At 67.8% G+C, this 14,982-nt stretch carries 11 protein-coding genes and 1 pseudogene; 5 read left to right on the top strand and 7 right to left on the bottom strand.

The window, feature by feature from the left end; genetic code table 11:
• The 3 genes from A9X04_RS29090 to A9X04_RS29080 form a co-directional block, all read right to left on the bottom strand.
• Entirely contained in the window at positions 1 to 1,428 is a 1,428-nt protein-coding gene (locus tag A9X04_RS29090; protein ID WP_067928549.1) for an NAD(P)/FAD-dependent oxidoreductase, read from the bottom strand.
• Positions 1,425 to 3,182 carry a DUF3556 domain-containing protein gene (locus tag A9X04_RS29085; protein ID WP_067928546.1) on the bottom strand — a complete coding sequence of 586 codons (1,758 nt, stop codon included), beginning with the start codon at positions 3,180 to 3,182 and terminating at the stop codon, positions 1,425 to 1,427. Before A9X04_RS29085 ends, A9X04_RS29090 begins: the two co-directional genes overlap by 4 nt.
• A gap of 148 nt (positions 3,183 to 3,330) precedes the next feature.
• Positions 3,331 to 3,813, bottom strand: a complete 483-nt coding sequence (locus A9X04_RS29080; RefSeq protein ID WP_231985845.1) for a hypothetical protein — start codon at positions 3,811 to 3,813, stop codon at positions 3,331 to 3,333.
• A 233-nt stretch (positions 3,814 to 4,046) separates the two neighbouring features.
• On the opposite strand from A9X04_RS29080, the gene A9X04_RS29075 reads away from it, so the two are divergent.
• The 5 genes and pseudogenes from A9X04_RS29075 to A9X04_RS29055 all read left to right on the top strand — a co-directional run bounded on the left by A9X04_RS29075 (position 4,047) and on the right by A9X04_RS29055 (position 10,539).
• Positions 4,047 to 4,787: a lysophospholipid acyltransferase family protein gene (locus A9X04_RS29075; protein ID WP_156764591.1), complete on the top strand. Its 741-nt coding sequence runs from the start codon at positions 4,047 to 4,049 to the stop codon at positions 4,785 to 4,787.
• 3 nt (positions 4,788 to 4,790) lie between these two features.
• Entirely contained in the window at positions 4,791 to 6,431 is a 1,641-nt protein-coding gene (gene fadD12, locus A9X04_RS29070; protein WP_082975313.1) for an acyl-CoA ligase FadD12, read from the top strand.
• Positions 6,431 to 7,717: an alpha/beta hydrolase gene (locus A9X04_RS29065; protein ID WP_067928538.1), complete on the top strand. Its 1,287-nt coding sequence runs from the start codon at positions 6,431 to 6,433 to the stop codon at positions 7,715 to 7,717. Before fadD12 ends, A9X04_RS29065 begins: the two co-directional genes overlap by 1 nt.
• A gap of 171 nt (positions 7,718 to 7,888) precedes the next feature.
• A pseudogene (locus tag A9X04_RS29060) lies at positions 7,889 to 9,252 on the top strand (HNH endonuclease signature motif containing protein).
• A 141-nt stretch (positions 9,253 to 9,393) separates the two neighbouring features.
• Positions 9,394 to 10,539, top strand: coding sequence for a Rieske 2Fe-2S domain-containing protein (locus tag A9X04_RS29055; RefSeq protein WP_067928535.1), 1,146 nt, complete (start codon positions 9,394 to 9,396; stop codon positions 10,537 to 10,539).
• Between the two features lie 9 nt (positions 10,540 to 10,548).
• On the opposite strand, the gene A9X04_RS29050 is transcribed toward A9X04_RS29055, so the two are convergent.
• The 4 genes from A9X04_RS29050 to whiA all read right to left on the bottom strand — a co-directional run.
• Positions 10,549 to 11,799, bottom strand: a complete 1,251-nt coding sequence (locus A9X04_RS29050) for a cytochrome P450 (protein WP_067928532.1) — start codon at positions 11,797 to 11,799, stop codon at positions 10,549 to 10,551.
• Positions 11,800 to 11,833: 34 nt separating this feature from the next.
• Positions 11,834 to 13,018: a 3-hydroxy-9,10-secoandrosta-1,3,5(10)-triene-9,17-dione monooxygenase oxygenase subunit gene (gene hsaA / locus A9X04_RS29045; RefSeq protein ID WP_067928531.1), complete on the bottom strand. Its 1,185-nt coding sequence runs from the start codon at positions 13,016 to 13,018 to the stop codon at positions 11,834 to 11,836.
• Positions 13,019 to 13,344: 326 nt separating this feature from the next.
• Complete coding sequence (locus A9X04_RS29040) at positions 13,345 to 14,733, bottom strand: wax ester/triacylglycerol synthase family O-acyltransferase (protein ID WP_067928583.1); 1,389 nt, start codon at positions 14,731 to 14,733, stop codon at positions 13,345 to 13,347.
• A 53-nt stretch (positions 14,734 to 14,786) separates the two neighbouring features.
• The coding region (gene whiA / locus A9X04_RS29035; protein WP_067928528.1) for a DNA-binding protein WhiA at positions 14,787 to 14,982 on the bottom strand (196 nt) is incomplete at its 5' end.

Raw genomic sequence — 14,982 nt, 5'->3', positions numbered from 1 at the left:
TCAGCCGCGGCGCGGCTTGTTCAGCCACTTCAGCGCCGACTCCGCGGCGTGGTAACCGCACAGGCCGTGGACGCCCGCCCCCGGCGGCGTGGACTGCGAGCACAGGTAGACGCCCGGTACGCCGAGCGTATAGGGATTGACGGCGATGCGGGGCCGGAAGATGACCTGGAGGCCGTCGTTGGCGCCGCCGATGATGTCGCCGCCGACGAAGTTGGCGTTGTAGGCCTGAAGATCGGCGGTGCCCTTGCTGACGGTGGCGAGGACGCGGTCGCGGAAGCCCGGCGCGAACCGCTCGATCTGTGCGACGACGGCGGCGGCGGCGTCGCCGTCGTAGCCGAACGGCACGTGGGCGTACGCCCAGATCGGGTTGACGTTGCCCGCCGAGCGGGACGGGTCGGCCAGGTACTGCTGGCCGACCAGCACGAACGGCCGGTCGACCATCTTCCCTTGCGCGCGTTGGCGTTCCGTGTCCGCCATCTCGGCGAACGTGCCGCCGAGATGCACGGTGCCGGCCGGGGCGCAATCGGGGTTGGTCCACGGGATGTCGCCCTCGATGGCGAAGTCGACCTTGAACGCCGACGAGCCCGCCCGATAGCGCCGGTACGACCGCCGGATCCGGCCGGGCATCGCGTCGCCGTAGATGGCGAGCGCCGCGGCGGGGCTGAGGTCGAGCATGACGATGTCGGCGCCGGGAATGTCTTTGCGGCCGGCGACCCGCACGCCCGTGGTGATGGTGCCGCCGTGCTCCGTCAACGCGGCGGCGAGCGCCTGGGTGATCGAGCCCGACCCCCCTTCGGCGACGGGCCACCCGTAGCGGTGCCCGCTGGCCAGGATCATCAGCCCGAGCGACGCGGTGAGCGGGCGATCCAGCCGGGTGTAGATGTGCGCGGCGGAGCCGCCGAACAACGCCCGCACCTGCTCGGTGCGAAACCAGCGGGCCATGGTGGTGGCCGGCAGCAACGCCCGCGGCCCGAAGCCGGCCAGCCGCATCGGGTGCCGCGGGACACCCAGGACCGGGCCGAGCAGATCCTCGGCCAGCTCGTCGAATCCCGACGCCAGGTCACCGATCGCCCGCCGCCATCGGGGGCCGTCGGACCCCATGCCGGCCACCGTCTCCTCGATCGACTGGTAGAGCACGCCGGCGGTGCCGTCGTCGAGCGGGTGCGCGCAGTCGACCTCCGGCCACTTCCACTGCAACCCGTGGCGCTGGAGGTCGATCTGCTTCCACAGCGGCGAACCGACGCCCAGCGGGTGAAACGCCGAGCAGTGGTCGTGGATAACCCCCGGCATGGTGAGTTCGCCCGACCGGGCTCCCCCGCCCACGGTGTCGCTCGCCTCCAACACCTGCACGTCGACGCCGTTGCGCGCCAGGTGGATTGCCGCGGCCAGGCCGTTGGGGCCGGCGCCGACCACCACCGCCCTGGTCATAGGGCGCTGCGTCGCGTGGTGACCTGCACGGGGTACTCGTCGCCGGGCTCCGGCCAGGGCTGGCGGGCCAGCATGCTTTCCACGTCGACGTAGCCCCCTTCGATCACGCCGGTCTTGGCGTCGACGATGCGGTACTCCTGGCGCTGGACGTGGATCGGCTGGCTTTCCAGAATGATCACCCGGACGTCGCCCTCGTCGAACCCGCAGCGCCGCTGGACCGCCGCGAGCAACTGCTCGTTGTGCAGGTGGCCTTCGCCGAAGTTCCATCCGATCAGCGGCCCGGCGATGATCTCACCGTCGCGCAGCTTGTAGTCCGCCTCATCCAGCCCGTCGAGGGCGCGGGCCACCAGCCCGTTGAGCGTCCGCCCGTGCGTGTGCATGGACCGCCAGCCCATCAACTTGTCGATCATCATTTCGGCGGTGTTCGGATCGTAAAGCCGCGCAAGCTGTTTGGGGACCAGCGCCGCGGGCTTGGTGATGGCCGCGTCGATCTTGTCCTCAGCGCCCGCGCGCAGGCACCACAGGCTGGTGGCCCAGTTTCCGGCGTAATAGCGCATCGCCGGCAGGAACGAAATCTGCTTGGGGAACAGGTTTTCCACGATCGGCACCACCGCGAGCGCGGCGATCAGGATGACCAGCAGCAGCGGTGAGCTGAGGCCGAGGGCCGTGACGCCGGCATAGTGGCCGAACAAGTAGAACAGCGAGAACAGGAAGAACACGTTCCACTCCAACGGAACTCCCATCGGAATCGTGGAAGTGATGTTGAGGTGGAAAAGGACCATGAAGGCGATGAGAAACCACGCCCACCGGTGCCCGTCGGCGAAGAAGACCAGGACCAAGGGCACCAAGAATTCCGCCGTCGTCCCGCCAACGTGGGCCATCACCTTGGGCACCCACGACGGGCGCAGGTCGTTTATCGGGTCGAGGTAGAGCCTGCGCTTGAACCAGTTGAACGCCCTGCTGCGCAACACCGGGCTGTTACTCATCATCACCGCCACGACGTACGGGAAGTGGTGGTTGAGTTTCGACGTCGCGGCTCCCCACCACAGCGCCAGCATGATGATCTTGAAGGCGGCGATCTGGTCGGTGAAGGGAAAGAAGAAGACCAGCAGGGTCAGCCCGTAGTGTTCGCCGCGGGCGGCGAGGAAGACGGTCTTGTCGCGCAGCCCGAGCAGGGCCAGCGCGACAATGGTCGGCACCACCAGGACGGGATCGATGAGGCCGACGTCGCCGCCGGCGGTCACCGGCCCACCTCGCCCGGGCGAGAGCAACGCCCAGGCGCCCGAGACCAGCACGACCAGGTAGAGCGCCACGTCGACGACGGTGCGGTTGTCGCCACCGGTCAGCGGGATCTTGTCGGGCCACGGGGGCAGGCGAATCGTGTTGGGCCGCAACCAATACAGGAAGCCACCGAATACCGGCCAGAACCGCGCGGTCAGCGGCCCCGATCCGCAGCCCAGGCCCAGGATCTCGAACAGCAGCGTGAAGATGACCACCTTCTGATACACGATCGGCTGCGCCCACCAGTCGGCGATGCGCCCGAGCCCGCCCAGGCCCGGCGTCAGCGAGATCACCGCGGCGGCGCCGACGACGTACACCGCGATCTTGACGATGTAGAAGAGGTAGACCGCGTACGGGGAGCCGAAGCCGTGTTCGACCCAGTGCCGGGTCATGATCTGCCGCCTGGTCGATCGCGGCAAACCGGGCCAGCTCTGGGGGTCGACGTCGGGAATGTCCGGGGTCATGAATCCCATGGGCGGCCTCGTTCGGTGTCGGCAGAACCAGTTGGCCCGTCAAATGTATCGGGACGGCGATGCGGGCGGGGCCGATTCGGGGCGGCCCACCCTCGGGCTGCCGCACGAGCGGCGAGAACCGCTGCGCCGCCGGTGAATTGATGCCGCGCTAGCGGATCGCGCTGCGCGGTCGCGGGGCGGGCGCCGGCGGCTGACCCGGAGCCCGGCGGGCGAAACGGTGGCGCAGCTTCTCGAGCATGGCGTCCAGGTTCTCGCGGTCCTGTTCCTCGATCCGCGCCATGCGCCGAAGGTTGCAGACGGCATCGACGTCGCCGTTGGCCTGCGCGGTGGCGATCGCCTTCTGATAGTCGTCGATCCGCTGCTCGATGAGCCTGCGGTTCTGCGAGAGCAGCCGGAGGAAATAGTCGGCCTGCCGATGATCCGCCGCATCCGGGGCGCCCGGATCCACGGCGGCCGCGCGCCGGTCGGCGGACGGCGAGGGGCCCGGGGCGGGGCGACCCGATTCGGGGCGGGCCACGCCGGCGTGGGGCGCACGAGCGCGCCGCTCACGGAGGCCGACGCTGCGCCGGGCGCCGCGCTCGTGGGACAAACCGGCAACATCCATCGGCTCCCCGCTTCTCGAGATTTTCACTTAGGGCGTCGTAACAATAGCGTCCGCGACCGGACGGCACCATATCCCCGGACAGCGAAAAGAGATAAGCACCATGACGGCGGTTGTACCCCGATCGCTACCATCGAGAAACGCGACGCGGCCCCCACACTCGAGCGGCCTCGCGGGAGCGTCTAGGGAGGAACGTGACCGACAACGATCGCCCCGATGCCGGCGACATCGGCAAATTCGACCCCGTCTTGACCCAGCGCCTGATGGGCGTGATGCGCCCCGCCCTCAAGGCCTATTTCCGGTCGGAGGTGCGCGGCCTGGATTCGTTCCCCCCCGGCGGGGCGCTGGTCGTCGGCAACCACTCGGGCGGCATGTTCCCGATGGACGTCCCCATCTTCAGCGTCCACTTCTATGAGAAGTTCGGCTACGACCGGCCGGTCTACACGCTGAGCCACGACATCCTGATGACCGGCCCCACCGGCGAGTTCTTCCGGCGCACCGGATACATCCGCGCCAACCGGGAGAACGCGGCCCAAGCGCTGCGGTCCGGCGGGGTCGTGATCGTCTTCCCCGGCGGCGACTATGACGCCTACCGTCCGACGCTCTCGGAGAACGTCATCGATTTCAACGGCCGCAAGGGATACGTGAGGACCGCGATCGAGACGGGCGTTCCCATCGTGCCCGCCGTGTCCATCGGCGGGCAGGAGACGCAGCTCTACCTGTCACGCGGCACCTGGCTGGCCGAGCGGCTGGGGGTCAAGCGCCTCCTGCGCAGCGCCATCCTGCCGCTGTCGTTCGGCTTCCCCTTCGGATTCAGTGCCGTGATCCCGCCCAACCTGCCGCTGCCCACCAAGATCGTCACCCAGGTGCTCGAGCCGATTGACATCGCCGCCGAGTTCGGTGACGACCCGGACGTCGACGAGGTCGACGAGCACGTGCGGTCGGTGATGCAGCAGGCCCTCACAGACCTGGCCGCCAAGCGACGCTTCCCGATACTCGGCTGAGCCGTGGCTTCCCTCCTTGGTCCCGTCAACGACGCCGTCGGCATCATCACGACCCTGAGGCGCGCCGGCATGATCGCGCCGATGCGGCCCGACCGCTACTTGAAGATGGCCGCGGCCATGCGCCGCGAGGGCATGGGGATGACCGTGGGCTTTGCCACCGCGGCCCAACGCTGCCCGGACCGGGCGGGCCTGGTCGACGAACTCGGCACCCTGACCTGGCGCCAGCTCGACGAGCGGATCAACGCGTTCGCCGCGGCGCTGCAGGGATTGCCCTCGGGGACTCCCAAGGTCGTCGGGGTCATGTGCCGCAACCACCGCGGGTTCGTCGAGGCGGTGGTGGGCGCCAACCGGATCGGCTCGGACGTCGTGCTGCTCAACACGTCCTTCGCCGGGCCAGCGCTGGCCGAGGTGGTCAACCGCGAAGGCGTCGACGCCGTCGTCTACGACGAGGAGTTCACCGAGACGGTGGACCGCGCGCTGGCCGACAAGCCGGACGCCACCCGCATCGTGGCCTGGACCGACGGCGGCCACGAGCTGACCGTCGAGAAGCTCATCACCGAGCACGCCGGCCGCCAGCCCGAACGCGCCGACCGCAAGGGCAGGATGATTCTGCTGACCTCCGGCACGACGGGAACCCCCAAGGGGGCCAACCAAACCGGCGGAAACGCCGGCATCGGCACGCTCAAGGCCATCCTCGACCGCACGCCGTGGCGCGCCGAGGAGACGGTGGTGATCGTGGCGCCGATGTTCCACGCCTGGGGCTTCTCGCAGTTGATCTTCGCGGCGTCGATGGCGTGCACGGTGGTCACCCGGCGCAAGTTCGACCCGGAGGCGACGCTGGACCTCATCGACCGGAACCAGGCGACCGGTCTGGCGGTGGTGCCGGTGATGTTCGATCGCATCATGGAACTGCCGCCCGAAGTGCGAAAGCGGTACAGCTGCAAGTCATTGCGCTTCGCGGCCGCGTCCGGCTCGCGCATGCGGCCCGATGTCGTCATCGCGTTCATGGATGAATTCGGCGACGTGATCTACAACAACTACAACGCCACCGAGGCCGGCATGATCGCCACCGCCACCCCGTCCGACCTGCGCGCGGCACCCGACACCGCGGGCCGGGCCGCGGGCGGAACCGAAATCCGGATCCTGGACAGCGAATTCAACGAGCTGTCCACCGGCGAGGTCGGCACCATCTACGTCCGCAACGACACCCAGTTCGAGGGCTACACGTCGGGCACCACGAAAGACTTCCACGCCGGCTTCATGTCGTCGGGCGACGTCGGCTACCTGGACGACGCCGGCCGATTGTTCGTCGTGGGTCGCGACGACGAGATGATCGTCTCCGGCGGCGAGAACGTCTACCCGATCGAGGTGGAGAAGACGCTGGCGGCCCACCCCGACGTGGCCGAGGCCGCGGTGATCGGCGTCGACGACGAGCAGTACGGGCAGCGGCTGGCGGCATTCGTGGTGTTGAGCCCGGGCGCTTCCCTCGACAAGGAGGCCACACCCGAGGCCCTCAAACAACACGTCCGGGAAAACCTGGCCAACTACAAGGTGCCCCGCGAGATCGCCGTGCTGGACGAACTCCCCCGCGGCAGCACCGGCAAGATCCAGCGCAACGAACTGCAGTCGCGGGTCAAGGGCTGATGCGCCGGTTGCCGCGCCGCCTGGTGCGTCCTTTGGTGCGCCCCCGCCCATTGGCGCGGGCCGCGCTCGAACTGGCCAACGCCGCCAATGGATTACGGCCGCTGGCCCGCAAGGGCTACAGCACCGTGCTGGTCTTCTGGTTCGGCTGGCCGACGTCGGAGGTGCCCGGCATCTACTTCTCCGTCTCGCTGCTGGACGCAGTGCGGCGCGCGCGGCTGGGCCACTTCGCGGGACGGCGCGGCAAGGCGGCGCTGGCCATGACCGCGGCGTCGTGGGCGATCCTGGGAGTGATCCGCTACCGCGGCATCACCACCCCGGGCCCGGTGCTGGAGGCGGGCCTGCGCGAGCAGCTCGGCCACGACTACGCCGAGGCGCTGAACGACCTGCCCCACGCCAAACCCACCCGCAGCGGGCGGCGCAGCCTGCCCCTGGGCAACACGGTGGCGCGCCGGCGCTACGTCGAGAAGACCAACGTGGTGTCCTACGGCCCGAACGGCCGCGCCAACCTCGCCGACATCTGGCGCCGCCGCGACCTGCCGCGCGACGCCAAGGCTCCCGTGCTGCTCCAAGTGCCCGGAGGCGCCTGGATGATCGGGATGCGCCGGCCACAGGCCTACCCGCTGATGAGCCACCTGGCCGCCCGCGGGTGGGTGTGCGTGTCGATCGGTTACCGCGTCTCGCCCCGCCACACCTGGCCCGACCACATCGTCGACGTCAAGCGGGCGTTGGCCTGGGTCAAGGAGAACATCGCCGACTACGGCGGTGACCCCGAATTCGTCGCCGTCACCGGCGGTTCCGCGGGCGGGCACCTGTGCGCGCTGGCGGCGCTGACCCCCAACGACCCGTCATTCCAGCCCGGCTTCGAGGACGCCGACACGTCGGTGGCGGCCGCGGTCCCGATCTACGGCCGCTACGACTGGTTCTCCACCCAAGGCGAGGGTCGTCCCGAGTTTATCTCGCTGCTCGAAAAGTTCGTGGTGAAGCGGGGATTCAGCTCGCACCGCGACGTCTACATCGACGCCTCGCCGATCCGCCGGCTGCACGCCGACGCGCCCCCGTTCTTCGTCCTGCACGGCCGCGACGACTCCCTGATCCCCGTCGGCGAAGCCCAGGAGTTCATCGAGGAGCTGCGCGCGGTGTCTAAGTCCCCGGTCGCCTACGCCGAATTGCCCAGCGCGCAACACGCTTTCGACATCTTCAGCTCGCCCCGTGCGCATCGGTCCGCGGAGGCCGTCGCGCGGTTCCTGTCCTGGGTGTACGCGACAACCCCGCCCGATCGCGACTAGCGGGCCGCTCGTGCGCTCTCGCGCGGTTCCTGTCCTGGATCTACACGACGAACCCGCCCCGCCCGCGGCTAGCGGGCCGCTGGTGCGCTCTCGCAAATCCCTTGTGTCACTTTGGTTTCTGTGGTCACAACGTGGCGTTTTTTGTCGGTGGGTGTTTCTAGGGTTTGGGGTATGGGTGGCAGTAGTCGTGAGGAGATCGTCGAGGTCATCGACGCGCTCGATTGCGATGCGGACCGCCTGTGCGGGTTGTCTTTTGACGTGCTGACCACCCCGGAGCGGTTGGCTGCCCTGGAGCGGGTGGAGCGGGTGGCCCGCCAGCTGCGCGCGCCTCAGCACGCGTTGATCAACCAGCTCGACGCCCAGGCCAGCCCGGAGCAGTTGGGCGGTTCGCTGCGTGTGGGGCTGGCCGACCGGTTGCGCATCACCAAAGCCGAGGCCGGCCGGCGCATCGCCGAGGCCCACGACCTGGGTGAGCGCCGCGCGTTGACCGGTGAGCCGTTGGCGCCGCGGCTTTCCGCGACCGCCGCCGGGCAGCGCGCCGGGCTGATCGGCGACGGACACATCAAGGTGATCCGCAGCTTTTTCACCCACCTGCCGGCCGAGGTCGACGCGCTGACCCGCCAGGCCGCCGAGGCCGACCTGGCCGGCAAGGCCGCCGGCTATCGCCCCGACGAGCTGGCGAAATACGCCCAGCGGGTGATGGATTGGCTGCACCCCGACGGGGACTTCAGCGACGCCGAGCGGGCCCGCAAACGCGGCATCACGTTGGGCGCCCAGGAGTGCGATGGCATGTCACGGCTGAACGGGCTGGTGACCCCGGAGCTGCGCGCCGCGATCGAGGCCATGCTGGCCAAGCTCGCCGCCCCGGAGTGTGCAACCCCGACGACGAAACCCCGATCGTCGACGACACCCCCGACGAAGACGCCGTGCGCCGCGACACCCGATCGGTGGCCCAGCGCAACCACGACGCCGTCCTGGCCGGGCTGCGCGGCCTGCTGGCCTCGGGAAAGCTGGGCCGACACAACGGGTTGCCGGTGTCGATCGTGGTCACCACCACCTTGCACGACCTCGAGGCGGCCGCCGGCAAGGCGCTGACCGCCGGCGGCACCCTGGTACCCATGTCGGATGTGATCCGCTGGGCCACCCACGCCCACCATTACCTGGCGATCTTCGACAAGGGCCGGTCGCTGGCGCTCTACCACACCAAGCGACTGGCCTCGCCTGCGCAGCGAATCATGCTCTACGCCAAGGACCGCGGCTGCACCAAGCCCGGCTGCGACGCCCCGGCCTACCACAGCCAGGTCCACCACGTCACAGGCTGGACCACCACCCGCCGCACCGACATCGACGACCTCACCCTGGCCTGCGGACCCGACAACCGACTCGCCGAACACGGCTGGACCACCCGCACCAACGCCCGAGGCGAAACCGAATGGATCCCCCCACCCCACCTCGACCGCGGCCAACCCCGCACCAACACCTACCACCACCCCGAACGACTCCTCGAAGACGCCGACGACGACGAACCCGGATAACGCCGGCGATTGGCCCAGTAAGGCTTCACCACTAGGGCAATAAGTCACATATCTAGGGGCTTTAGCCTGCATCCACGCCGCAGCCACGGGCGGAAACTATAACGTGTTCTAGTTCGGCCGGTGAGCTACTGGAGGCGTGAAGTGAGCATCGATACCGCTGGCATCGGCGTCCGAGAGATCGACGTCGGAACGTTGCCGACCCGGTTCGCTCGCGGCTGGCACTGCCTGGGCGTGGTCAAGGACTTCCTGGACGGCAAGCCCCACCCGGTCAATATCTTCGGCACCAAGCTTGTCGTCTTCGCCGACACCGAACACAATCTGCACGTCCTCGACGCCTACTGCCGGCACATGGGCGGGGACTTGTCGCAGGGCGTGGTCAAGGGCGATACCGTCGCGTGCCCGTTTCACGACTGGCGGTGGGGCGGCGACGGCAGGTGCAAAGAGGTGCCGTATGCCAAGCGCAGTCCACGAATGGCGCGCACGCGCTCCTGGCCCACCGAGGTGCACAACGGGCTGTTGTTCGTCTGGCACGACCACGAGGGCAACCCGCCCGCACCGGAATTGCAGATTCCCGACATCCCCGAGGCCGCCAGCGACGCATGGACCGACTGGCGGTGGAGCAGTCAGCTCATCGAGGGTTCGAACTGCCGCGAGATCGTCGACAACATCGTCGACATGGCGCATTTCTTCTACATCCACTATGGCTTCCCGACGTACTTCAAGAATGTCTTCGAGGGCCACATCGCTTCGCAGTACCTGCGCACCGTCGGCCGGCCCGATGTGCACCTCGGCGGCTCGCACTACACCGGCCAACAGACGCTGGACTCCGAGGCCTCCTACTTCGGCCCGTCGTTCATGATCAACTGGCTGCACAACAGCTACGGCGGCTACAAGGTGGAAACGATCCTCGTCAACTGCCACTACCCCGTCACGCAGAACTCCTTCATGCTGCAGTGGGGCGTCATCGTGCAAAAGCCCGAAGGCATGGACGAGGACGCCACCGACAAGCTGTCCAAAGCCTTCACCGAGGGCGTCACCATGGGCTTCCTGCAGGATGTCGAGATCTGGAAGCACAAGACGCGAATCGAAAACCCGTTGCTGGTCGAAGAGGACGGCCCGGTCTATCAGCTGCGCCGCTGGTATCAGCAGTTCTATCTGGATGCCGCCGATGTCACGCCTCAGATGACCGACCGCTTCGAGTATGAGGTCGACACCACCGCCGCGAACAAGCACTGGCGCACCGAGGTGGAAGAGAACCTGCGGCCTAAGGTTGCACAGCGCCAATAGTCGCGCCATTCAGTGCGCGACGGGGCACCCGCCGGTGTAGTCGACCTGCCAGTGCTTGATGCCGTTGAGCCAACCCGACCGAATGCGCTCCGGTTTTGCGAGGGGCGTGAGGTCGGGCATGTGGTCGGCGATGGCGTTGAACATCAGGTTGATCGTCAACTTGGCCAGGTTGGCGCCGATGCAGTAATGCTCGCCGGTGCCGCCAAACCCGACGTGCGGGTTGGGGTTTCGAAGAATGTCGAACCTGAACGGATCGGTGAAGACGTCCTCGTCGAAGTTGGCCGAGCGGTAGAACATCAACACCCGCTGGCCCTCCTTGATCTTCACCCCGGACAGCTCGGTGTCCTGGTTGGCGGTGCGCTGGAATGCGGTGACCGGGGTGGCCCACCGGACGATCTCGTCTGCCGCGGTCTCCGGGCGCTCCTTCTTGTAGAGCTCCCACTGGTCGGGGAAGTCGGCGAACGCCATCATGCCCTGGGTGATCGAGTTGCGGGTGGTCTCGTTGCCGGCGACCGCCAGCATCATCACGAAGAACCCGAATTCGTCGTCGGAGAGCTTCTCGCCGTCGATGTCCGCCTGGATCAGCGTGGTCACGATGTCGTCGCCGGGATCGCGGGCCTTGATCTCGGCCATTTTCATGGCGTAGGCCAGCACCTCGGCCGACGACACCTTGGGGTCGATATGCGCGTACTCGGGATCCTGGGCGCCGGTCATCTCGTTGGACCACCGGAACAGCTTGGTACGGTCCTCCTGCGGCACGCCAAGCAGCTCGGCGATGGCCTGCAGCGGCAGTTCGCACGCCACCTGCTCGACGAAATCGCCGGACGCCTCGGCGGCAGCGGCCTTGGCGATGGCCTGGGCCCGCTCGTTGAGCTCGTCACGCAGCCGGCCGATCGCGCGCGGCGTGAACCCGCGGGAGATGATCCTGCGCAGCCGAGTGTGGTGCGGCGGGTCCATGTTGAGCAGGACGAGCCGCTGCAAGTCGATGTCCTCGCGGCTCATGTCGTCGGCGAAGCGGGGAATGGCACCGTTGAGCCAACTGGAGAAGACGTCGTTGCGCAGCGAGACCTCTTTCACGTCCTTGTGTTTCGTCACCACCCAGAAGCCGCCGTCGTTGAAGCCGCCCTTGCCGATGGGCTGGTCACACCACCAGATGGGTGCGTTGCGGCGGAGTTCCGCGAGCTCCTCGACGGGCAGTCGCTCGGCGTAGATGTCCGGGTCGGTCGGGTCGAATCCGGGGGGAAGATGTGGGCAGGTCATCGGTGGCTCCTCTGCGAGTCAGACCAGCGTTGAGTTAGACCATCGTGTCGGCGGGTGGCAACCCGAATTCGTGGTTGCCGAAGATCAGGTAGGCCCGCTCGGGATCGTTGGCGGCGTGCACCCGGCCGGCGTGCGCATCACGCCAAAACCGTTGAATCGGAGCGCTATTGGCCAACGCGGTGGCGCCCGAGGCGTCGAACAGCCGGTCGATCGAGGCGACCGCGCGGGCGGTGGCGCGCACCTGGTCGCGACGGGCCCGGGCCCGCAGCTCGAACGGGACCTCCCGGCCCGCCACCAGACACGCGTACTCGTCGCCGACGTTGCCCATCAGCTGCCGCCACGCGGCGTCGATATCGCTGGCCGCCTCGGCAATACGGACCTTGGCGAAGGGGTCGTCTTTGGACTTCTCCCCCGCGAACGCCGCGCGCACCCGCTTGCCTTGATGCTCGACATGGGATTCATAGGCGCCGTATGCCATGCCGACGATGGGTGCAGTGATCGTGGTGGGATGCATGGTGCCCCATGGCATCTGGTAGACCGGGGCGGTGTTGGTCACCAAACCGCCGGCGGTGTGGTCGTTCATCGCCTTGTAGGACAGGAACCGGTGCCGGGGCACGAACACGTCCCTGATGACCAGGGTGTTGCTGCCGGTGCCCTTCAGGCCGACGACATGCCAGACGTCGTCGATGCGGTAATCGCTTTTGGGGATCAGGAAGCTGCCGAAGTCGACCGGCTGGCCGTCCTTGATCACCGGGCCACCGACGAAGGTCCACGTGGCATGGTCGCAACCCGACGACCAGTTCCACGAGCCATTGACCAGATAACCACCGTCGACCACCTGGCCCGCACCCATGGGGGCATATGAGGAGGAGATGCGCACGTTGGCGTCCTCGCCCCATACGTCGTGCTGGGCCTGCTGGTCGAACTGTGCCGCATGCCAGTTGTGCACGCCCAGAATCGACGCCACCCACCCGGTCGACCCGCACGCACTGGCCAGGCGCCGGACGGCCTCGAAGAACACCGTCGGATCACACTGCATCCCGCCCCACTGCCCCGGTTGCAGCAGACGAAAGAAACCGATTTCCTGCAGTTCGCTGACGGTGGCGTCCGGCAGCCGCCGCAGCTCCTCGGTCTCCTGCGCCCGCTGCCGCAGCTTGGGCAGCAAGTCGTCGATGGCGGCCAGAACGGACTGGGCATCGACTTCTTGAATGGTCGTCACTGCTACCTCCACCCGTGCGGACTTAGTCAGAGGACTAGAGCACGTTGCGATGTTGATCGAGTATTTTGTTGTTTTCGCTGGACAGGCGCATTAATAGCCGTTCTGCAACTTGTTCTAATTATGGCCGCACGCCGAGTCGCGGATAGGGCATAAAGTCCCACAGCTGTTCCGCGCGCAGGGATGAGGAGCGCGCGCAGACCTTGGCAGAGAACGCTGACGGCGGCGACCCGACTTCGCCCGGCTACGCCGCGCTCGCGATCGCCGCCAATGCTGACGGCGGCGACCCGACTTCGCCCGGCTACGCCGCGCTCGCGATCGCCGCTAGCTCACTCCCGCGTGGCCGCCTTCTCGAGCTCGGTGAGCGCCGGCTCGATCCGGTCCGCCATGTCGTCGATGTCGTTGGCCACCTCGGGCGTCGTCACGAAACCGAAGTCCAGGTAGTCGGTGTAGGAGAAGCAGGTGATGTTCAGGGCGACGTCCATGACCGGCGGACCGAGCGGCACCAGCGAATCCAGCTTGGCGCCGGCCATGTATAACGGGAACGGCGGGCCCGGCACATTCGAGACAACCAGGTTGATAGGCGCCAGGTTTCGCGACAGCCCGCTGGCGGTGTAGGCCCGCGCGGCCAACTGCAGCAACCCCGGCGGCGTGGTCTCGGTCAGGCCCATGATCTGGTGCGCCGACAACGCCTTGGCCATCAGCTTGGCGTTCTGGGTGCTTTCGTGGATGGCCCGCAGCCGCTCGGCGGGGTCGTCGACGTCGGTGGCCAGCGACACGGTCATCGAGCTCACCTTGTTGCCGACGTCATCCTTGTCGTCGTCGGTGCGGGTCGAGACGGGGATCTGGGCGATGAGCGGTTTGGCGGGCAGCTCACCACGCTTCTGCAAGTACTCCCGGGCGGCGCCGGCCACCAGCGCCAGCACGACGTCGTTCAGCTTGACACCGTAGGCGTCCTTGACGGCCTTGGCCCGGGCCAGCTCGACACGGCAGCCGGTGATCCGCCGGTGCGGGGACACGGGCGCGTTGAACCGGGTCTTGGGGGCTTCGAAATACCGTGGGGGCCGGCCGCTCACGCCAAGCGCGGCGATCTGCTGGCGCACGGTTTGCTCCACGAGCCTGGCGATGCGGAAGGGCGTCTTGACTCCGACGTTGATGAGCGCGCCCACCGCCCGCCGTTCGATGCCCGGAATCCGTGAGCCCACCAGCGAACCGACTGTTTCCCGTTGCGGCGGGCGCGGTTCCGGCGTGACGTCCAACAGGATCTCCCCCAGGCCGGCGCCGGAGACGCCGTCGACGATGGCGTGGTGCATCTTGGTCAGCGACGCGACCCGGCCGCCCTCCACGCCCTCGATCACCCACATCTCCCACAACGGCCGGGCACGGTCCAGCTTGTAGGACATCAGCCGGCCCACCAATTCCTCCAGCTCGCGGCGGCCGCCGGGCGCCGGCACGGCGATGTGCCGGATGTGGAAGTCGATGTCCAACTCCTCGTCTTCGACGAACCACGGCCGGTCCAGCCCGAGCGGCGCACCGGTGACCCGCCACCGCAGCTGCGGCAGCTCGGGCAGCCGCTCGACGATCAACTCGCGGAGCCGCTGGAAGCTGTACTCCGGCGAATCCTTCGGGTCGCAAATCGCCAGTGCGCCCACATGCATGTGCCAGCCCGCGGTCTCGGCCGACCAAAACGCCGCATCAACGCTCGAAAGCCGCTTCATCACCCGACCGTAGCCCCCACCCACCCGTCGCGAACAGCGATTGACGCTACCGGTTACGCGTCTTCCAGCAAATCCGGAGTCACCGCCGATTCGGTGTCCGGGATGCCCTCGATTTTCGCCTTGCGATCGGCCATCGACAGCAGCCGCCTAATGCGGCCGGCGACAGCGTCTTTCGTCATCGGGGGGTCGGCGAGCCGGCCCAGCTCCTCCAGCGAGGCCTGCCGGTGCTCGACGCGGAGCTTGCCGGCC

Source organism: Mycobacterium sp. E3247, from assembly GCF_001667785.1.
Lineage (GTDB): Bacteria > Actinomycetota > Actinomycetes > Mycobacteriales > Mycobacteriaceae > Mycobacterium.
This window is presented reverse-complemented; position numbering and strand designations above follow the sequence as displayed.